This is a genomic window from Rhodococcus sp. P14, assembly GCF_000256505.1.
GTDB lineage: Bacteria > Actinomycetota > Actinomycetes > Mycobacteriales > Mycobacteriaceae > Rhodococcus > Rhodococcus ruber.
In genome coordinates this window covers 1-20,258 of sequence record NZ_AJFC01000039.1, presented here as the reverse complement: position 1 = coordinate 20,258, position 20,258 = coordinate 1, and the positions used below count along the sequence as shown (strand labels likewise).

20 protein-coding genes are annotated in these 20,258 nt (G+C 70.4%); 13 read left to right on the top strand and 7 right to left on the bottom strand.

Annotated elements, in window-relative coordinates:
• Positions 1–69: 69 nt before the first annotated feature.
• Positions 70–1,284, top strand: a complete 1,215-nt coding sequence (glgC, locus tag OEY_RS0102900) for a glucose-1-phosphate adenylyltransferase (protein WP_010592450.1) — start codon at positions 70–72, stop codon at positions 1,282–1,284.
• A 61-nt stretch (positions 1,285–1,345) separates the two neighbouring features.
• Here the strand turns inward: glgC and OEY_RS0102895 are convergent, their stop codons facing one another.
• Positions 1,346–1,975, bottom strand: a complete 630-nt coding sequence (locus tag OEY_RS0102895; RefSeq protein WP_010592449.1) for an O-methyltransferase — start codon at positions 1,973–1,975, stop codon at positions 1,346–1,348.
• 252 nt (positions 1,976–2,227) lie between these two features.
• Here OEY_RS0102895 and sigE point away from each other — a divergent pair, with 252 nt between their 5' ends.
• From sigE to tatB, 4 genes are all read left to right on the top strand, one after another.
• The gene (gene sigE, locus OEY_RS0102890; RefSeq protein WP_010592448.1) at positions 2,228–2,854 is read left to right on the top strand and encodes an RNA polymerase sigma factor SigE; all 627 of its coding nucleotides are present in this window, start codon (positions 2,228–2,230) and stop codon (positions 2,852–2,854) included.
• Positions 2,855–2,870: 16 nt separating this feature from the next.
• Entirely contained in the window at positions 2,871–3,224 is a 354-nt protein-coding gene (locus OEY_RS0102885; RefSeq protein ID WP_010592447.1) for a zf-HC2 domain-containing protein, read from the top strand.
• A gap of 267 nt (positions 3,225–3,491) precedes the next feature.
• The gene (locus OEY_RS0102880; protein ID WP_010592446.1) at positions 3,492–4,943 is read left to right on the top strand and encodes a S1C family serine protease; all 1,452 of its coding nucleotides are present in this window, start codon (positions 3,492–3,494) and stop codon (positions 4,941–4,943) included.
• 84 nt (positions 4,944–5,027) lie between these two features.
• Complete coding sequence (tatB, locus tag OEY_RS0102875; protein WP_010592445.1) at positions 5,028–5,408, top strand: Sec-independent protein translocase protein TatB; 381 nt, start codon at positions 5,028–5,030, stop codon at positions 5,406–5,408.
• Positions 5,409–5,478: 70 nt separating this feature from the next.
• Here the strand turns inward: tatB and OEY_RS0102870 are convergent, their stop codons facing one another.
• The 5 genes from OEY_RS0102870 to OEY_RS0102850 form a co-directional block, all read right to left on the bottom strand.
• Entirely contained in the window at positions 5,479–6,612 is a 1,134-nt protein-coding gene (locus OEY_RS0102870) for an Mrp/NBP35 family ATP-binding protein (RefSeq protein ID WP_003936093.1), read from the bottom strand.
• A 25-nt stretch (positions 6,613–6,637) separates the two neighbouring features.
• Positions 6,638–7,516, bottom strand: a complete 879-nt coding sequence (locus OEY_RS0102865) for a lytic transglycosylase domain-containing protein (protein WP_010592444.1) — start codon at positions 7,514–7,516, stop codon at positions 6,638–6,640.
• A gap of 158 nt (positions 7,517–7,674) precedes the next feature.
• Entirely contained in the window at positions 7,675–8,682 is a 1,008-nt protein-coding gene (locus tag OEY_RS0102860) for a hypothetical protein (RefSeq protein ID WP_010592443.1), read from the bottom strand.
• An 88-nt stretch (positions 8,683–8,770) separates the two neighbouring features.
• The gene (locus OEY_RS0102855) at positions 8,771–9,298 is read right to left on the bottom strand and encodes a DUF1003 domain-containing protein (RefSeq protein ID WP_010592442.1); all 528 of its coding nucleotides are present in this window, start codon (positions 9,296–9,298) and stop codon (positions 8,771–8,773) included.
• Positions 9,291–10,565: a magnesium transporter MgtE N-terminal domain-containing protein gene (locus tag OEY_RS0102850; protein ID WP_026138051.1), complete on the bottom strand. Its 1,275-nt coding sequence runs from the start codon at positions 10,563–10,565 to the stop codon at positions 9,291–9,293. The genes OEY_RS0102855 and OEY_RS0102850 overlap by 8 nt, the downstream gene beginning before the upstream one ends.
• Positions 10,566–10,623: 58 nt before the next feature.
• Here OEY_RS0102850 and OEY_RS0102845 point away from each other — a divergent pair, with 58 nt between their 5' ends.
• The 7 genes from OEY_RS0102845 (at position 10,624) to OEY_RS0102815 (ending at position 17,477) form a co-directional block, all read left to right on the top strand.
• Entirely contained in the window at positions 10,624–11,580 is a 957-nt protein-coding gene (locus OEY_RS0102845; protein WP_010592440.1) for an HpcH/HpaI aldolase/citrate lyase family protein, read from the top strand.
• 132 nt (positions 11,581–11,712) lie between these two features.
• Complete coding sequence (locus OEY_RS0102840) at positions 11,713–12,201, top strand: general stress protein (RefSeq protein ID WP_003936099.1); 489 nt, start codon at positions 11,713–11,715, stop codon at positions 12,199–12,201.
• Between the two features lie 136 nt (positions 12,202–12,337).
• Positions 12,338–13,672 carry an ABC transporter substrate-binding protein gene (locus OEY_RS0102835; protein WP_010592439.1) on the top strand — a complete coding sequence of 445 codons (1,335 nt, stop codon included), beginning with the start codon at positions 12,338–12,340 and terminating at the stop codon, positions 13,670–13,672.
• A 77-nt stretch (positions 13,673–13,749) separates the two neighbouring features.
• On the top strand, positions 13,750–14,634 hold the full coding sequence (locus OEY_RS0102830) for a carbohydrate ABC transporter permease (protein ID WP_174557540.1): 885 nt from the start codon (positions 13,750–13,752) through the stop codon (positions 14,632–14,634).
• The gene (locus OEY_RS0102825) at positions 14,634–15,470 is read left to right on the top strand and encodes a carbohydrate ABC transporter permease (RefSeq protein ID WP_010592437.1); all 837 of its coding nucleotides are present in this window, start codon (positions 14,634–14,636) and stop codon (positions 15,468–15,470) included. Before OEY_RS0102830 ends, OEY_RS0102825 begins: the two co-directional genes overlap by 1 nt.
• Positions 15,471–15,475: 5 nt before the next feature.
• On the top strand, positions 15,476–16,645 hold the full coding sequence (locus OEY_RS0102820) for an ABC transporter ATP-binding protein (RefSeq protein WP_010592436.1): 1,170 nt from the start codon (positions 15,476–15,478) through the stop codon (positions 16,643–16,645).
• Between the two features lie 22 nt (positions 16,646–16,667).
• Positions 16,668–17,477: a hypothetical protein gene (locus OEY_RS0102815; protein WP_010592435.1), complete on the top strand. Its 810-nt coding sequence runs from the start codon at positions 16,668–16,670 to the stop codon at positions 17,475–17,477.
• Between the two features lie 61 nt (positions 17,478–17,538).
• Here OEY_RS0102815 and OEY_RS0102810 read toward each other — a convergent pair whose 3' ends face one another.
• Positions 17,539–19,047: an MFS transporter gene (locus OEY_RS0102810; RefSeq protein WP_010592434.1), complete on the bottom strand. Its 1,509-nt coding sequence runs from the start codon at positions 19,045–19,047 to the stop codon at positions 17,539–17,541.
• 123 nt (positions 19,048–19,170) lie between these two features.
• Between OEY_RS0102810 and OEY_RS0102805 the strand changes: the two genes are divergently transcribed.
• Positions 19,171–20,258 (top strand): winged helix DNA-binding domain-containing protein (locus OEY_RS0102805; protein ID WP_010592433.1); only part of this gene is annotated, 1,088 nt, incomplete at its 3' end.

Sequence of the window (20,258 nt, the reverse complement as noted above, 5' to 3'; positions counted from 1 at the left end):
CGCGTGACGTTCCGGCCACCGATGGGCTCTTCGCTGGCGGTGGCGGGGGGTGGCGGATAGGTTGACTGTGTGAGGAGCCAGCCCCATGTGCTTGGAATCGTGCTCGCCGGCGGCGAGGGCAAACGCCTGTATCCGCTGACGGCGGACCGTGCGAAACCGGCGGTACCGTTCGGCGGTGCCTACCGACTGATCGACTTCGTGCTCAGCAACCTGGTCAACGCCGGGTTCCTGCGGATCTGCGTGCTGACGCAGTACAAGTCGCACTCGCTGGACCGGCACATCTCCCAGACCTGGCGGCTGTCGGGTTTCACCGGCGAGTACATCACCCCGGTACCGGCGCAGCAGCGGCTCGGCCCGCGCTGGTACACCGGCAGCGCCGACGCCATCCTCCAGTCGCTCAACCTCGTCTACGACGAGGATCCGGAGTACATCGTGGTGTTCGGCGCCGACCACGTCTACCGGATGGACCCGGAGCAGATGGTGCGCCAGCACATCGAGTCCGGCGCAGGGGTGACCGTCGCCGGTATCCGGGTGCCGCGCAGCGAGGCGTTCGCGTTCGGCTGCATCGACAGCGACGAGCAGGGGCGCATCACCCAGTTCCTGGAGAAGCCCGCCCACCCGCCCGGCACCCCGGACGATCCCAACGTCACCTTCGCCTCGATGGGAAACTACGTCTTCACCACCAAGGTGCTGGTCGAGGCGTTGCGGGCGGACTCGGAGAACCCGGACTCCGACCACGACATGGGCGGCGACATCATCCCCGCCCTCGTCGCCCAAGGCGCCGCCCACGTCTACGACTTCAACGACAACGTCGTGCCCGGCGCCACCGAACGTGACCGTGGGTACTGGCGCGACGTGGGTACCCTCGACGCGTTCTACGACGCGCACATGGACCTGGTGTCAGTGCATCCGATCTTCAACCTCTACAACCGGCGCTGGCCCATCCGCGGTGCCTCCGAGATGTGGCCGCCGGCGAAGTTCGTCCAGGGTGGTCTCGCGCAGGAGTCGATCGTCGGATCGGGCAGCATCCTGTCCGCCGCCACCGTCCGCAACTCGGTGCTCAGTTCCAATGTCATGGTCGAGGACGGCGCCACCGTGGAGGGCAGCGTCCTGATGCCGGGGGTGCGCATCGGCAAGGGCGCGGTCGTGCGGCGTGCGATCCTCGACAAGAACGTCGTCGTCGGCGACGGCGAGATCATCGGCGTCGACCTCGAACGCGACCGGCAGCGCTTCGCCGTCAGCAGCGGCGGCGTCGTCGCCATCGGTAAGGGCGTGTGGATCTGACCGTGTGAATCCGACCGTGTGAATCCGACCACGGGGATCCGACCGGGGCCCGCGCCGGGGCTCAGAGTTTGGCGGCGCAGAGCAGCCCGTCGCCCACCGGCAGCAACACCGGAGCGAGACGCTCGTCGGTCACCACCGCCCGGGTGGCCTCCCGGACGGCCAGGACGACGGAGTCGCGTTCGGCCGGATCGGCCACCCGGCCGCAGAGCAGCGCATGGTGCAGCACGATGGCCCCGCCCGGACGCAGCAGCCGGACCCCTTCCCGGACGTAGTGCGGGTGATCGGCGGGGGTGGCGTCGACGAACACCAGGTCGTACGCGGAGTCGGCCAGCCGGGGCAGCACGTCCAGCGCGCGCCCGTTGATCAGGCGGGTGCGCGAGGCCGTGACCCCGGCCTCCCGGAACGCGGTCTTGGCGGCGCGCTGATGTTCGGGCTCGCTGTCGATGGTGGTCAGGACACCGTCCTCGCGCAGGCCCCGCAGCAACCACAGCCCGCTGACGCCGGCACCGGTGCCCACCTCGACGACCGTCCGGGCGTCGAGCATGCGGGTGAACATCGCGAGAGCCGCACCCACCGCTGCCGGGATCGGCTCGGCCCCGAGATCGAGGGCACGCTCGCGCGCCGTGGCGAGGTTGTCGTCCTCTGTGACGTTCTCGACGTGAGCCAGTATCCGTTCGGCATTCGTGTGCACCCCAGTGAGGTTATCGTCGCCGGGGTCCGGTCGCAGGCAGGCGCGCACGGCGACAGGATTCTCAGGCGATGCTCAGGTTGCTCATATCGGCACCACATCACCGTGCGTGAAGGTGTAGGTACCACAACAGACCGCACCGACAGGCGCTCGCGGGCCCGGGAACAAACCCGGCGTACACGGTGTTGGACCACGACACCCGACATCCGACACTCGCGATCACGCGGTCCCGAAGAGGAGGATCCAGCGATCCACATGGCCGATTCCCCCCAGCTCCCCAGCCCCGACGTCGAGCCCACGGCCGACGTCGAGCTCACCGGCACGGCAGTGTTCGACGCCACCGGTGACCGTGCGGTGATGCCGTCGTGGGACGAGCTGGTGCGCGAGCACGGCGACCGGGTGTACCGGCTCGCCTACCGCTTGTCCGGGAACGCGCAGGACGCCGAGGATCTCACCCAGGACACCTTCATCCGGGTCTTCCGCTCGTTGCAGAACTACCAGCCGGGCACCTTCGAGGGCTGGCTGCACCGCATCACCACGAACCTTTTCCTCGACATGGTCCGGCGCCGCAACCGCATCCGCATGGAGGCGCTGCCCGAGGACTACGACCGCGTGCCCTCCGCGGGCCCCGATCCCGAGCAGATCTACCACGACGCCCGGCTCGGCGCCGACCTGCAGTCCGCGCTGGACTCGCTGGCGCCGGACTATCGTGCTGCTGTGGTCCTGTGTGACATCGAAGGTCTGTCCTACGAGGAAATCGGTGCCACACTGGGAGTCAAGCTCGGCACGGTGCGCAGCCGCATCCATCGCGGACGGCAGGCGCTGCGTGAGCACCTGCGCGAGCATGGGAAGGTCGAAGTCGGTCGAGTCGATGCGGGGTAGCCGCCAGGAGGGTTTCATGACGAGGGCACACCCGACCCGCCGGTTCGGTTCCACGGAGCACCTGGCGAGTGAGGCTGTGGCAGCGTACGTGGACGGCGAACTGCGGATGAATGCGTATCTCCGCGCGGCCGAGCATCTGGCCGTGTGCCCGGAGTGCGCCGCGGAGGTCGAGGCACAGCAGCAGGCCCGTCGCGCGTTGCGCGACGCCGCCCGGATGGCTCCGCCCCCGATGTCGAGTACTCTCCTGGGCGCTCTCGCCGACATCCCGCAGCATCATCGGAACCTGCCCGCGTCCGGTTTCCAGGGCATGCCGGCGACCGACCGGTTCGGGTCGGCCGCGCGACGCTGGCCGATCCGCTGGCGCCGTTGACGGTGCCCGAACCCGTGTGCGGTGATCAGTCCGGGACGTCCGGTGGCAGTGCCGTCGGTGATACGAGTCGCTGGTGATACGGGTGGCTTCGGTGACGGCGGGTCCATCGGTGATACTGGGTCCATCGGTGATACTGGGCACCGTGACTGACGGACACGGGGGAGACGGGCACGCGTGACAGCGGAATCAGTAGAGTCCGAGCGTCGGGCCGGGGAGTCCGAGCGTCGGGCCGGCTCTCCGGAGACGGACGGTGCCGCCGCGCCTGAGGTGTCCTGCCGTGCCGATACGCCCCGTCTGCAGCCCCGCCCGGTCTACCGCCCGGCCGTCGACGATGCCGCCAACCGCGTCTTCGGCCGTCCGGCCGGCACGACCGGCCCGTTCGGGCGGTCCGCCGAGGAACGCGCCGCCGAGCCGCCGGTCCGTCACGGTGCGCCCACCGATCCGGTGCTGGCCGAGGCGTTCGGCCGACCCGCGGACACCTCCGAGATCCTGCAACGGCCCCCCGTCGACCCGGACGCCGAGGCCGATGCGGACGGTCCCGAGCCGGACCCGTGGCGAGACCCCGCCACGAACGTGCGCCTGGGCGCGCCCGCACAGTCCCACGACGAGCAGCCGCTGCCGCCCGCCCCGAAGCTCACGCTGCGGGAGGTCCTCTTCGGCGGCCGGATCGAGACCCGCGCCCTCGCCACGCTCGCCGCGGTCGCGCTGACCATCGGCATGGTCGGCGGCCTCGTCGTCGCGCTCGTCACGTCCGACACCGGATCCCTCACCAGCCGTAGCGTGACGCTGGCCCAGGTGGATCAGGACGGCGACCTGCCGTCCGGGCAGGTGGCCCGCGTCGCCGATGCGGTGCTGCCCGCGGTGGTCTCGATCCAGGTGACCCTCGGCGAGGAGGCCGGTACCGGGTCCGGTGTCGTCATCGACGGCGCCGGATACATCGTCACCAACAACCACGTCGTCTCGATGGCCGCCACGGCACCGGACGCCAAGATCCAGGTCACGTTCAACGACGGCACGAAGGTGCCTGCCGAGATCGTCGGCCGGGACATCAAGACCGATCTGGCGGTGCTCTCGGTCGACGCGGACAACCTCACGGTCGCCGAACTCGGCCGTTCGGAGGACGTGCAGGTGGGGGAGGACGTGATCGCCGTCGGTTCCCCGCTCGGACTGAGCAAGACCGTCACCCGCGGCATCGTCAGCGCACTCAACCGCCCGATGCGCCTGGGCGGGCAGGGCACCGACACCGATGCCGTGATCGACGCCGTGCAGACGGACGCCTCCATCAACCCCGGCAACTCCGGCGGCCCGCTCGTCGATGCCGAGGGCCGCGTCATCGGCATCAACTCGGCCATCAAGACCGAGACGGGTGGTTCCGTCGGTCTCGGGTTCGCCATCCCGATCGACGACGTCACCGCCGTCGCCCAGGAACTGATCCGCACCGGCGAGATGCGCCACCCGGAGATCGGCGTCAACACCCGTAGCGTGGCCAACGACGTCGCCAGCGGCGCCGAGGTCGCCAACGTGCAGCAGGGCAGCCCGGCGCAGCAGGCGGGCATCGTCGAGGGCGACGTCATCGTCAAGGTCGGGGACCGCGAGGTGACCAGCGCGGACGAATTGGTCGTCGCCGTGCATGCTCAGGAGATCGGCAAGCCGGTCACGGTGCAGCTGGTACGTGCGGGACGCCTGGTCGACGTGCAGGTGACCCCGATGTCCGACTGACCGTCCGCTGCCGCTTCGCTGGGAATCCGCTGTGACCTGGGTCCTCCGGGCTGCGAACCCCGCGTCACCACGTACCCTGGAACGGTGTTCGGCAATATCGGTTGGGGCGAATTCATGGTCCTGCTCGTCGCGGCGCTCGTGGTCCTCGGCCCCGAGCGGCTGCCCGGTGCGGTGTCCTGGGTGACCAGGTCGCTGCGGCAGGTCCGCGACTACGCATCCGGCGCGAAGGAGCAGCTGAAGGAGGAGCTCGGCCCCGAGTTCGACGACCTGCGGCAACCCCTGTCCGAACTGAACCAGCTCCGTGGCATGACGCCGAAGGCGGTCATCACCAAGCACTTGCTGGACGGCGACGACTCCCTACTCACCGGCGACTTCGACAAGCCCGGCACCAAGCCGGTGAGCAAGCCCGTCCCGCCGCCGTTGACAGCGGGAGAAAAGCCCCCCATCGACTCCGACGCGACCTAGGCCGCTGCGCGGCCGGTGTGTCCTTTGGGCGGTCAGGACAGCCCAAAGGACACACCGGCGCCGCAGGCGCCTAGAGGTGACGGGTGGTGTCGATCCCCAGCGACATGCCGGCCAGGCCGCGGCGACGCACGGCGAGCTTCTCGGCGATCTCGCGCAGCGCCGTGCCTGCGGGCGAGTCGGGGGCACTGAGAACGATCGGGGTTCCGGCGTCGCCGGCCTCGCGGATCGCCGGATCGAGCGGGATCTGACCCAGCAGCGGGACGGTCGCGCCGACGGCGCGGGTGAGCCGCTCGGAGACGGCCTGACCGCCACCCGTGCCGAACACGTCCATCCGGGTGCCGTCGGGCAGCTCGAGCCACGACATGTTCTCCACGACGCCGACGATGCGCTGGCGGGTCTGCAGGGCGATGGAGCCGGCCCGCTCGGCGACTTCGGCGGCCGCCTGCTGCGGAGTGGTGACCACGAGGATCTCGGCGCCGGGGATCAACTGCGCGACGGAAATCGCGACGTCGCCCGTGCCGGGCGGCAGGTCGAGCAGCAGCACGTCCAGATCGCCCCAGAACACGTCGGCGAGGAACTGCTGCAGCGCGCGGTGCAGCATCGGTCCCCGCCAGACCACGGGCGTGTTGCCCTGGGTGAACTGGGCGATGGAGATCATCTTCACGTCGTGCGCGATCGGCGGCATGATCATCCGCTCCACCTGGGTGGGCTTGGCGTCGGTGCCGAGCATGCGCGGAATGGAGTGGCCGTAGATGTCGGCGTCCAGCACACCCACGGACAGGCCCCGTGCGGCCATGGCGGCGGCGAGGTTGACCGTGACGGAGGACTTGCCGACCCCGCCCTTGCCGGAGGCCACCGCGTAGACGCGGGTGAGCGAGCCGGGCTGGGCGAACGGGATGACCGGCTCGGTGGAGTCGCCGCGCAACGACTTGCGCAGCTCGGTGCGCTGCTCGTCGTTCATGACGTCGAGTTCGACGCGGACCGCGGAGACACCGGCGACGTCGGCCACAGCCTTGGTGACCCGGTCGGTGATCTCGGTGCGCAGCGGACAGCCGGCGGTGGTCAGGTAGATGCCGACGTCGACGCTGCCGTCGCCGCCGATCTCGATGCTCTTGACCATGCCGAGTTCGGTGATCGGCTTACGGATCTCGGGATCCTGAACCCGCGCCAGGGCGCTGCGGACGTCGGACTCGCTGACTGCCATGGCATCAATCGTAGGTGGCACCCGCTCAGTGGATGCGCGGCAGGTCCGCCGCGCTGGGGGTGACGCCGGTCGAATAGGCGGCCGACCAGGCGAGCACGTTCGCGACGTACGCCATGGAGTTGTTGTAGCGATGGATGGCCTTGGTGGCCTGCGCGAGGTCGTGCATGTTGTTGCCGCCGTCGCACAGGTACTTGGCGGTGGTGAGGGTGGAGTCGTACAGGTTCTGCGGGTCGGCGACGCCGTCGCCGTTGCCGTCGCCGGCGTAGAGCTTCCACGTGGAGGGGATGAACTGCATGGGGCCGACCGCTCGGTCGTAGACGGTGTCGCCGTCCAGGGTGCCGCCGTCGGTGTCCCGGATGACGGCCTGGCCGCGCAGGCTGCCGTCGAGGGGCAGACCGATCACGGGTTCGAGGAGGTTGCCCTTGTCGTCGGCCTTACCGCCCTTGGCATGGCCGGACTCGACCTGGCCGATGCCGGCGAGCAGTGTCCAGTACATGTTGCAGCCGGGGGTCTCGGCGGCGAGGATCCGCTCGGCGTTCTGGTAGGCGGCGAAGTTGATGCCGGGAATCCCGAGGGGGCCGGGCTGGAGCGGTGCCGGGGCGGCGGGGGCAGGCTCCGGGGCGGGCGCGGGGGCCGCCGCGGGCTCCGCGGTAGGCTCCGGTGCGGTCATGAGGGCGGCCGCGGCGGCGACGTCGCGGGAGATCCCGTCGGCGATGTAGGTGGTCTCGGTCGCCGCAGTCACGGGCTCGGCCACCGCTTCGGTGTCCTGCACGCCGAACAGGGTCTTGGGGCTCGCCCCGGCGCTGGTGGCCGCGGCGACCACGCCGACCGGAACCAGTCCGGTGAGGGCGATGACCGAATTGCGGCGGAGCTTGGACTCCGAAGGCTTCCTGTGCCGACCCACTCGATACCTCCTGGGCGCCTTCCCCGAGACGCTTTCGTTACATGGCGGTACCGACCATACAGGAAGCGATGCGTTTCCGTTACCCTACCGTGATGTAACGCGCTGAGCTGGGCAAACGGCTGGAGCTGGGGGTTACGACGAGATCGAGGCGTGACCGATCAGGGTGCGGGCGGCGCCGGGCACAGCGCCGGGACGAGACACGGCAGCGGCGGCAGCACCGGCGCAGCCGGCGGTGCCTCGACAGCCGGCGCGGCCGGCGGTGCCTCGACTGCCGGCGCGGGGACGGGGACCGGCTCGACCGCGGGAGCCGGGACCGGCGCCGGCGTGGGTGCCGTCGTGGTCCCGGACACGGGTGCGGGAACGGTCTCCGCGACGTCGACGGTGTTCGGCCGGGCCGGAACGGCCGGCGGCGCCAAGGGCGGGACGACGATCCCCGGCGAGACCGCGGCGCCCTTCTCGTACGCGGCCGACCAGGCCTGCACGTTGGCGACGAACTCCGGCGACGGATCGAACCGGGCAGCCGCGCGGGCGCGGGCGTCGGCCTCGGCCAGGCGCGCGTCGTCCGAGCACAGCCAGGCGCCGGCCGCCAGACCGGCGTCGAAGACGTTCTGGGGATCCGCGGTGCCGTCCGCGTTGCCGTCGGCGGAGAACTGCGACCAGACCGCCGGGGGCAGCTGCATCGGCCCGAGTCTGCCCGTGCCGGGAGCCACGCGCGCGGTCGTGAGCGTGCCCAGCACGTCGGTGCGTCCCGAGTCCGCGTGCTGCGACGTGATCCGTCCGATCGCGGCGAGCAGATGCCACGGCAGTGCGCACTCGGGCTCATCGATCGCAAGCTGCATCTCGGCCGCCCGATACGCGTAGAGCACCAGCTCCGGGATCGCCAGGGGGCCCTCACCGGCCAGCACGGGCGACGGCTGTCCGGGTGCGACCGTGACCTCGGGCGGAAGATCCGCCGCGGGAGCGCCGGCCGGAGCCTCGGCCCCGCGTACGGGTCGCGGCGCCGCCGGGTCCGCCGGCAGGACCCCGACCCCGGTGCTGCCGTCCGCCGCCGTCACGGCGACCGGCTCCCTGTGCTCCGTCGCAGCCACCGGTGCCGGGGACGACGCGACCGCCGCGAACCCGGCACCGAGCACCACCGGCACCGCGATCAGACCCTGCCAGCGCACGCCATCACCCCACAGACCTACTCGTCGCGGACAGTCACCCCACCGACACCATCGACGGGCTGTGATGGACGTTACAGCGCGTCACGTCTCAGCGGCGGGCCGGGCGCGTTTTGCCGGATGCCGTCGACGTCGTGTCCTCCTCCTCCGGTTCGATCAGCAGCGCGCGCAGATCGTCGAGCTCGCGCCGGAGGTAGTCGCGGGTGGCCACCTCGCCGACCGCCAGCCGCAGCGCCGCCAGCTCCCGCGCGAGGAACTCGGTGTCGGCCTTGGTCTGGGCGGCGCGTGCCCGGTCCACCTCGAGTGACACCCGGTCCCGGTTCTCCTGCCGGTTCTGGGCGAGCAGGATCAGCGGCGCGGCGTAGGCGGCCTGCGTGGAGAACGCGAGGTTCAGCAGGATGAAGGGGTACGGATCCCACTGCAACGTCACGGCGAAGACGTTGAGCAGGATCCACACGATCACCACGACCGTCTGGATGGCCAGGTAGCGCCCGGTGCCGAGGAACCGGGCGATCGATTCGCTGACGCGGCCGACCGCCTCGACGTCGAAGTTGACCCGGAACCGGCCGGTTCGGGGAGTGTCGAGGCGCTGCCGGGCCACGGCGGAACGGTCACTCATCGTCGGCCTCCTCTTCGCGCCAGTCCTCGGGCAGCAGGTGATCGAGCACGTCGTCCACCGTCACGGCACCGAGCAGGTGCCCCTCGTCGTCCAGCACGGGCCCGCACACCAGGTTGTACGTCGCGAAGTACCGGGTGACCGCGGTGAGCGAATCGTCGGGGTCCAGTCGTGGCAGGTCGTTGTCCACGATCCCGCCCACCAGGCCGGCCGGCGGCTCCCGGAGCAGCTGCTGCAGGTGCACGCAGCCGAGATACTTGCCCGTCGGGGTCGCGGTGGGCGGCCGGACGACGAACACCATGGACGCCAGCGCCGGGGTGAGGTCCGGGTTGCGCACCCGGGCCAGTGCCTCGGCCACCGTCGTCGCCGGGGTGAGCACCACCGGCTCGGGGGTCATGAGGCCGCCGGCGGTGTCGGGGGAGTGCTCGAGCAACCGCCGCACCGGCTCGGAATCCTCCGGATCCATCAGGCGCAGCAGCGACTCGGCGTCCGAGTCGGGCAGCTCGCCGAGCAGATCGGCGGCGTCGTCGGGGTCCATCGCCTCGAGCAGGTCCGCGGCGCGTTCCACCTCGAGGTGCATCAGCAGATCGGTCTGGTCGTCGGTCGGCAGCTCCTGCACGACGTCGGCGAGCCGCTCGTCGTCCAGGGCGACCGCCACCTCGTGCCGGCGCTTCTCCGGCAGCTCGCGCAGCGCGTTCGCGACGTCGGCGGCGCGCATGTCCTCGAACTGCAGCAGCAGCTGCGAGACACCCTGGCCGGGCATTCCGAGGTTGCTGTAGGTCAGCCCGTGCACGTGCTGCCAGTCCACGACATGGATCGCGGACCGCCGGCCCAACCGGCCGCGCTGGGCCCGCACGGCCACGCGCGAGACCACCCAGTCCCGGGTGCGGGTCAGTTCGATGCCGAGATCGACGACGACCACGTCCACGCCCGCGAGCTCACCCAGCTCGGGGTCGTCGACCCGGACCTTCGAATCGAGCACCTGCGCGAGCGCCAGCACCTCGGTCGGTCGCTGCGTGAACCGGCGCAGGCTGACGTTGCCGGTGTTCAGGGTGACGGCCCCCGGCTCGATCGCCGTCACGCGCAGCATCGGCACGAATATTCGCTTGCGCGTCGGCAGTTCGACGACCAGACCGAGCACCCGGGGCTGCTGCCGCCCGATCCGGATGGTGAGCACGACGTCGCGCACCCGGCCGATCGACTCGCCGTCGGGTCCCAGGACCACCAGACCTGCGAGCCTCGCCGCGAATACCTTGCTCACTGCTGCCATGATGGTCAGGCTAGAACGTGCGGTCGTCGATTTCGGAACACGGAGGTCTGCCCAGCCCATGTCGTTCGACTTCAGGCCCCGCAGGTCCGTGCTCGCCGTTCCCGGCAGCAGCCGCAAGATGATCGACAAGGCCAAGGGCCTGCCTGCCGACGAGGTGTTCCTCGATCTCGAGGACGCCGTCTCCCCGCTGGCGAAGGAGCAGGCCCGCACGACGATCGTCGAGGCGCTGAACGAGGGCGGGTGGGGCGAGCAACTGAAGGTGGTGCGGGTCAACGACTGGACCACCGATGCCACCTATCTCGACGTCGCCACCGTGGTGGGTGGCGCCGGCGCGCACCTCGATGCGATCCTGCTGCCGAAGGTTCCCGACGCGAGCCATGTGCAGGCGCTCGATCTCCTGCTGACTCAGGTGGAGAAGGCCCACGGGCTCGAGGTCGGACGCATCGGTATCGAGCCGCAGATCGAGGACGCTCTCGGGCTGACCAACATCAACGCGATCGCCACCGCCAGCCCGCGCGTGCAGACGCTGGTGTTCGGCCCGGCCGACTTCATGGCGAGCATCAACATGCGCACCCTCGTCGTCGGGGAGCAGCCCGACGGCTACGACCGCGGCGACGCCTACCACCACATCCTCATGACCATCCTCATGGCGGCCCGGGCCCACGGGCTGCAGGCGATCGACGGGCCGTATCTCCAGATCCGCGACGTCGAGGCGTTCCGGCGCTCCGCGCAGCGGACCGCGGCCCTCGGCTTCGACGGCAAGTGGGTGCTGCACCCCAGCCAGATCGACGCCGCGAACGAGGTCTTCAGTCCGCGGCAGGAGGACTACGACAAGGCCGAGATGATCCTCGACGCCTACGAGTGGCACACCTCCGCGGCTGGCGGCGCGCGCGGCGCCGCGATGCTCGGGGACGAGATGATCGACGAGGCCAGCCGCAAGATGGCGCTGGTGATCTCGGCGAAGGGCCGGGCAGCCGGAATGGCCCGCACCACGACGTTCGAGCCGCCGCAGTAGGCGGCTGCGCCGCCGGTGTGTCCTTTGGGCGGTGGGAGCAGCCCAAAGGACGCACCGGCGCCGAAGGCGCAGACGGGCAGAATGGACAGGGTGCGCCGGATCGGGGCGCGCAGTCACGAGAAGGAGCCGAAGATGACCAACCCCCTCGGACAGCCGGGACGCGCCACGCCGGGCCTGCCGACTCCGCCGAGCGGCTGGCCGGTCGGTTCGTACACGACCTACGCCGAGGCGCAGCGCGCTGTCGACCATCTCTCGGACCAGTCCTTCCCGGTCGAGGACGTCACCATCGTGGGTGTCGATCTCATGCAGGTCGAGCGGGTCACCGGCCGGTTGACGTGGGCGAAGGTGATCGGCGGCGGCATCGCCTCCGGCGCCTGGCTCGGTCTGTTCTTCGGTCTGCTGCTCGGGATCTTCTCGACCGATTTCCTCGGCCCCCTGCTCGTCGGCATGGTCGGTGGCATCGTCTTCGGCCTGATCTCCACGACCATCCCGTACGCCGCGACGCGCGGCCAGCGCGACTTCTCGTCGACGATGCAGCTGGTGGCCGGCCGCTACGACGTGCTGTGCGCGCCGCGCAACGCGGAACGGGCACGGGACCTGCTCGCCAAGCTCGCGTTGTAGACCGTTCGATCACAGTTCCGTTCCGGGCGGCAGTTGAGTCGCGCGGCGGCGTCCGGTGCGTTACGTTCGCACCAAGTGTGACGGAAGTCACCGTCGCGCAGGACGACGGCTGGAGGCTGTGGTGCGGAGACGGGCGGTGCGGGTCGTACTGGTGGGCGCCGCGGCGGTGTTCGCCCTGTCGTCGGTCGCGGCGTGCGGCAGCGAGTCCGACGGGACGGTACTGAGCTTCTACACCGCCGCCGACGGCGCGGAGCAGTACGCGGCCGCGGCGGCGAACTGCACCGCCGCCGCCGGTGGCCGGTACACCATCGAGCAGCGCACCCTGCCCAAGGGCGCCGACGACCAGCGGCTGCAGCTCGCGCGGCGGCTCACCGGCGGGGACGAGACCCTCGACCTGATGACACTCGACGTCGTGTGGACGGCCGAGTTCGCCGAGGCGGGCTGGGCGCTGCCGCTGCCGCCGGACGTCGCGGCCGCGGTGTCCGAAGGCACCCTCGCCGGACCGCTGGAGTCCGCCACGTGGCAGGGCACCCTCTATGCGGCACCGCTGAACACCAACACCCAGTTGCTCTGGTATCGCAAGGACCTGATGCCCGACGGGCGGCCACCGCAGACGTGGGACGAGATGATCGACATCGCGAGCGGGCTCGCGGCCGAGGGCCGCCCCAGCTGGATCGGGGTGCAGGCCCGCCAGTACGAGGGCCTGATGGTGTGGTTCAACACCCTGCTCGCCAGCGCCGGCGGATCGGTCGTGGCAGAGGACGGCACCACCGTCACCGTGGCCGACGGTGACGCCGCGGTGACGGCTCTGGACATCATGAAGCGGGTGGCGACCGCGCCCGGTGCGGACCCGTCGCTGAACCAGTCCGACGAGGCCGCTGCGCGTCTCGGTATGGAGAGCGGCAAGGCCGCGTTCCAGGTGAACTGGCCGTTCGTCTACCCCGGCATCGTCGAGAACTCCGAGAAGGGCTTTCTGCCCTTCGTCGACGAGAACGGCAACGTGACCGCCGAGAACACCGGCAACACGGTCCTGACGGTGAACGGCGAGCAGAACTTCCTCCCCGCCCCGTACCCGTCGGTGGTCCCCGGCAAGCCGGCCGAGGTCACGATCGGCGGGTTCAATATCGGGGTCGCCCGCACCACCAGGTATCCCGACCTCGCGTTCGAAGCCGTGCAGTGCCTGCGCAACGAGGAGAACCAGCGCAACAACGCCGTCGACGGCGGTGTCCCGCCCACGCTGGCATCGCTGTACGACGATCCGGAGTTCCAGCAGGCATACCCGATGTGGCGGGAGGTGCGCGAGAGTCTCGAGAACGCGGCGGTGCGCCCGGTTTCGCCTGCGTATCAGAGCATTTCGACGCTCATCACCGCGACTCTCAATCCGGTCGACCAGATCGACCCGCCGCGCACGGTCGACGAACTCGCCGAGCAGGTCCGCAAGGCGGTCAATTCGGAAGGGCTGATCCCGTGACCACCACGCCCGCAACCCGACCCGTCCCACCGGCCGAGGGCGACCGGCCCGTATCGTCCGAGCGCGGGAAAGTTGTTCTGTCCGAAGGGAAGAAGGCCGAACGCCGACTCGGGCTGTGGCTGGTCGCGCCCGCGGCGCTGATGATGCTCGCCGTCACCGCCTACCCCGTGGGGTACGCGGTGTGGCTGAGCCTGCAGCGGTACGACCTGCGCTTCCCCGACGAGCGTGAATTCGTCGGATTCGCCAACTACGTCTCGGTCCTCACCGATGCGTTCTGGTGGCAGGCCTTCTTCGTCACCGCCGGCATCACCGTCGTGTCGGTGGCGATCGAATTCGTCCTGGGGCTGGCGCTGGCGCTGATCATGCACCGCACCATCGTCGGCAAGGGCACCGTCCGCACCGTGGTGCTGATCCCGTACGGGATCGTCACCGTCGCCGCCGCCTACAGCTGGTACTACGCCTGGACGCCGGGCACCGGCTACCTGGCGAATCTGCTCCCCGAGGGCAGCGCCCCACTGACCGAACAACTTCCGTCACTGGCGATCATCGTGCTCGCCGAGGTGTGGAAGACCACCCCGTTCATGGCGCTGCTGCTCCTCGCCGGGCTGGCGCTCGTCCCGGACGACCTGCTGCGCGCGTCCCAGGTCGACGGCGCGGGTGCGTGGACCCGGCTGACCAAGATCATCGTCCCGCTGATGAAGCCGGCGATCCTGGTGGCGCTGCTGTTCCGCACGCTCGACGCGTTCCGCATCTTCGACAACATCTACGTCCTCACGCGCGGGTCGAACGGCACGGGCTCGGTGTCGATCCTCGGATACGACAACCTGTTCAAAGCATTCAACCTGGGCATCGGCTCGGCGATCAGCGTCCTGATCTTCCTGTGCGTGGCGATCATCGCGTTCATGTTCATCAAACTGTTCGGGGCCTCGGCGCCCGGCTCCGATGCGGAAGGGAAGCGGTGATGACGACGACCGAAACCCCGCGGCGCAAACTGAGCTGGTCGGCGGTGAACCTGCTCGTACTGCTGTACGCACTCGTGCCGGTGCTGTGGATCGCCAGCCTGTCGTTCAAGCCGGCCGGCACGATCAAGGACGGGCGCTTCATCCCCCAGGAATGGACCCTGGACAACTACCGCGGCATCTTCCGCACCGACGCATTCACCAGCGCACTGATCAACTCGATCGGCATCGGACTGATCGCCACGGTGATCGCGGTGGTCATCGGCACCATGGCGGCGTACGCGATCGCCCGGCTCGACTTCCCGGGCAAGAAGATCCTCGTCGGTGTCGCGCTGCTGATCGCGATGTTCCCGCAGATCTCGCTCGTCAGCCCGCTGTTCGACATCATCCGCAGACTCGGGCTGTTCGACACCTGGGCGGGCCTGATCATCCCGTACATCACCTTCTCCCTGCCCCTGGCGATCTACACGCTCTCGGCGTTCTTCAAGGAGATCCCGTGGGAACTCGAGAAGGCCGCCAAGATGGACGGCGCCACACCCGGGCAGGCCTTCCGGAAGGTGGTGGCGCCGCTCGCGGCGCCGGGCATCGTCACCGCCGCGATCCTGGTGTTCATCTTCTGCTGGAACGACCTGTTGTTCGCGATCTCGCTGACGTCCACCGAGCGGTCCATCACCGCGCCCGCGGCAATCGCGAACTTCACCGGAGCCTCCCAGTTCGAGGAGCCCACCGGCTCGATCGCGGCGGCCGCGGTGGTCATCACCATTCCGATCATCGTGTTCGTGCTGATCTTCCAACGTCGCATCGTGGCCGGCCTGACGTCCGGCGCAGTGAAGGGATGACCCACATGGCTGAAATCGTGCTGGACAAGGTGACCAAGCTCTACCCCGACGGGGCGCGAGCGGTCAGCGACGTGGACATGACGATCGCCGACGGCGAGTTCATCATCCTGGTCGGCCCCTCGGGCTGCGGAAAGTCGACGACGCTGAACATGATCGCCGGCCTCGAGGACATCTCCTCCGGCGAGTTGCGGATCGGGGGCGAGCGGGTCAACGAGAAGGCGCCGAAGGACCGCGACATCGCGATGGTGTTCCAGTCGTATGCGCTGTACCCGCACATGACCGTCCGGGAGAACATCGCCTTCCCGCTCACCCTGGCCAAGGTCCCCAAGGACGAGGTCGCGCGAAAGGTGGAGGAGGCGGCGAAGATCCTCGACCTGACCGGCCACCTCGACCGCAAGCCGTCGAACCTGTCGGGCGGGCAGCGACAGCGGGTGGCGATGGGACGGGCGATCGTGCGCAATCCCAAGGCGTTCCTCATGGACGAGCCGCTGTCCAACCTCGACGCCAAGCTGCGGGTGCAGATGCGCACCGAGATCGCCCGGCTGCAGAAGCGCCTGGGCACCACCACGGTGTACGTCACCCACGATCAGACCGAGGCCATGACGCTCGGGGACCGCGTGGTCGTCCTCCGCGGCGGGCTGGTGCAGCAGATCGGTGCCCCGCAGGAGCTCTACGACCGGCCGAAGAACCTGTTCGTGGCGGGGTTCATCGGCTCGCCGTCGATGAACTTCTTCGCCGGCCGGCTCGACGGTGACAGAGTGCGCACCGCGATCGGGGACTTCACGCTGCCGGCCGAGCGGTGGGCGGCCGTGCAGAAGCACGATCCGGGACGTGACGTCGTCGTCGGCATCCGGCCCGAGCACTTCGAGGACGCCGCGCTCCTGGACCCGGCGCAGCGCGAGCAGGGCACCATCTTCACGGTCGACATCGACGTGCTCGAATCCATGGGGTCGGACAAGTACGCGTACTTCACCGTCGAGTCCCCGGAGCTGCATTCGAGCGACCTCGACGATCTGGCAGCCGATGTGGGCGTCGCCGATCTCGCCGGCGGCTCGATGGTCGCGCGGCTGCCCGCCGAGTCCGACGTCGCGAAGGGCCGGCCGGTGCAGCTGTGGTTCGATCCGGCGAAGGTTGCCCTGTTCGACCAGGCGACGGGGGAGAACGTCACCCTCTGACCGAGGAGTGCATAGTAGGCCGGTGGACCTCGACGACATCGCCGACGAGCTGTACGGGCTCGATCCGGGTGAGTTCACCGCGGCCCGTAAGGAGTACGTCGCCCGTGCCCGCGACGCCGGCGACCGGGAACTCGCGGCGGGGGTCGGCCGGCTGCGCAAGCCGACCGTGTCGGCGTGGCTGGTGAACCTCCTCGTCCGCGAGAGACCCGAGGAGATCACGGCCCTGCTCGGACTCGGCGAGGCCCTGCGTACCGCGCAGCGTCAGCTCTCCGGAGCCGAGCTGCGGCGGCTGTCCACCCAGCGACGGCGGGTGATCGGTGCGCTCGAGAAGACGGCCTCCCGGCTCGCCGCCGAGCACGGTCGGCGGGCATCCGAAGCCGCGCTGCGCGAGGTGGGCCAGACCCTGCACGCCGCACTCGCCGAGGCCGAGCTGGCCGAGCAGGTGCGCGGTGGCCGACTCGAGACGCCGCTGGACTACAGCGGGTTCGGACCGGTCGGACTGTCGGTCGTTCCGCCCGCGCCGGAACGGAAGGGCACCGGGGCGGACGACATCGAGGAGGCCGAGCGCACGCGGCGAGCGCTGGAGGCCGCCGTCGCCGAGGCGGAAACGGCGCGGAACACCGCCGACGAGGCCCGGTCGGTGGCGGAGCGCGCACGTGCCGCGGTCGAACAACTCGACGAGCACGTCGCGCGGCTGCGCGAGGAGCTGGGCCGGGTGGAACACCAGCGCGAGTTCGCGCGACGCACCGCCCGGACGGCCGACGAGGACGCCGCGAAGGCCGAGGAGGCGGCGCAGCAGGCGGAGGAGGCGGTGCGCGCACTGCAGGGTTGAGCGGACGCAGAACGGGAAAGGGCTGAGGACGCCCGGTTCCGTCCCGTTCCCGACCGCGAGGTCAGCCCCGGCGGACCGCGTCGGTCTGCCCGGTCGCGGTGTGCTCCGCCGCGAGACCGGACACCGTGCTCCATTCGGCGGCCAGGGCCGTCGCCTCGACCTCGTCCTCCTCGCGGTCGCTCAGTGCGCGCGTGGCCGGTCGCCCGCCGATGAGAACGAGCAGTGCGGCCACGGCCGCGGCCGCGACACCCAACCCGAATGCCGCGACGAATGCGCTCTCGCGGACGACGCCCGTGCCGCGAACGGTCAGCGTGGCCAGCAGGGTCGTGACCACCGCACTGCTGAGCGAACTGCCCACCGTGCGGGCGATGGAGTTGATGCTGTTCGCAACCCCGGTCTGATCGGGACGGATCTCGGCGACGAGCAGGGCGGGCAGTGCGGCATAGGCGAGGCTGACGAAGGTGGTCACGAGGATGCCGGAGACGATCAGCTGCCAGCTCCGGTCGTGCACGACCGCCACCAGGGCGAAGCCGGCGATCCCGAGAATGCACGCTCCGATCAGCACCCATCGGGCGTCGAACCGGTGGATGAGCCGGCCCGCGAGTGCCGCGGCGACCACCCCGACGAGCGCGCCGGGCAGCATGTACACCGCGGTCGCCTCGAGCACGGTGGCGCCGAATCCGTATCCGGCGACGGCGGGCGGCGTCTGCACGAAGTACGCCGTCGCGAGGAAGCTGACGAACATGGCCATGCCGACGAGGAACGCGGCGCCGTGCACCACGAACACCGGCCGATCGGTGAGCATCCGCGGCGGCACGAGCGGCTCGTCGACGTGCCGTTCGAAGAGCAGCCACGCCGCGAGCACGGCCAGCCCGAGTGCGGCGCTCCCGAGGGTGAGCGCCGACGCCCAACCCCACGTTCCGCCCTCGGACAGGGCCAGCAGCACCAGCGCCAGCCCGACGGCCAGCAGGATCGCGCCGAGCCAGTCGATCCGTCCGTCCGCGGACCGCGGTCGTCGCGGCACGACGAGGAACGCGCTCAGCAACGCGACGGCGTTGAACGCCGCCACCAGCCAGAACACGCGACGGTAGTCGCCGCCCGAGACCATCAGGCCGGTGAGCACCATGCCGATCGCGCCACCGACGCCGAGCGTTCCGGAGAACAGGCCCATCGCCCCGATCAATCGCTGCGGCGGCAGTTCGGCCCGCAGCACGGCGATGCCGACGGGGAACAGCGCGAACGACACGCCCTGCAGGACCCGGCCGATCAGCAGGAGCGCGAACGAGTCCGCGGCGGCGCACAGCAGCGAACCGACGAACACCACGACGAGGACGGTGAGCAGGACCGGGCGTTTGCCGCGCAGATCGGCCAGCCGGCCCAGCAGGGGAGTGGTGACGGCGGCCGCGAGCAGGTTCGCGGTCAGGACCCAGCCCGCGGCGGTCGTGCTCACCCCCAGCTGTTCCTGAATGGTGCCGACGATCGGTACGACGGACGTCTGCATCACGGCGATGGTGGTGACGATGAAGCACAGCACCGGAACCAGCAGCCGCGCACCTCTCGGATCGGACATCGGCTCTCCTCGACGCTGCAACATGAAACTAAACTCAACTAAACATCTACCGGACGCTCGGTTGCCCCGTCCAGGTGCAGGCGCCGACGAGGCCGTGTCGGTCCGCCGTGGCAGGGTGTTCCCGTGACGCCGCGCACCCTCACCGTCCGTGCTCTCGGCCGCGCCACCCTCGCCCGTCAGCATCTGTTGCATCGTGCCGACCTCCCGGTGCTCGACGCGGTCGAGCACCTGCTGGGCCTGCAGGCGCAGGCCCCGACACCGCCCTACTTCGCGCTGTGGGCGCGGTTGCGGCGGTTCCGGCCCGCGGCCCTCGCCGACCTCATCGAGGGACGGCACGTGGTGCGCACCGTACTCATGCGCGGCACGGTCTTCGCAGTCTCGGCCGCCGACGCTGCGGCGCTGCGGGACTGGGTCCAGCCACTGCTGGACCGGGACCTGGCCACCAACACCCAGTACGCGGCCGGTCTGGCCGGGGTGGACCTGCGTGAGCTCGCCGCGGCAGGCCGCGACCTGCTCGGCGACGCCCCCCGCAGCCTGCAGGAGCTGCGCCCGTTGCTCGCGGAGCGATTCCCCGGCCGCGATCCGGCCGCGCTCGCCTACGGGCTGCGGAACCTGCTCCCGCTGGTGCAGGTGCCGCCGCGGGGGCTGTGGGGGCGCTCCGGGCAGCCGCGACTCACCCCGCTCGACGAGTGGACCGGTCGCGGACCGGCACGGCCGGACCCGGCCGTCGTCCTCCGGCGATACCTCGCCGCGTTCGGGCCCGCGAGCGTGCGCGACGCCCAGGCCTGGTCGGGGCTGACGCGGCTCGGGGAGGTGTTCGAACGGCTGCGCCCGTCGCTCGAGGTGTTCCGGGACGAGAACGGCGTCGAGCTGTTCGACCTGCCCGACGCCCCGCGCCCGGATCCGGCGGCACCGGCGCCGGTGCGGATCCTCGCGCCGTACGACAACGTCCTGCTCTCGCACGCCGACCGGACCCGGATCGTCTCCGACGAGCACCGTCGCCGGATCGTGACGCAGAACGGCATCGTGCGCTCCGCCGTCCTCGTCGACGGGACGGTCGCCGGAACCGCGAAACTGGCCGTCGCGAAGGACTCGGCCGTACTCGAGGTGACCCCGTGGCGGCGCCTGACGGCCCGGCAACGCTCGGCGGTCGAGGCGGAGGGGCTGCGGCTGGCGCGGTTCGGCGGGGCGACCGCCCCCACGCACGAGGT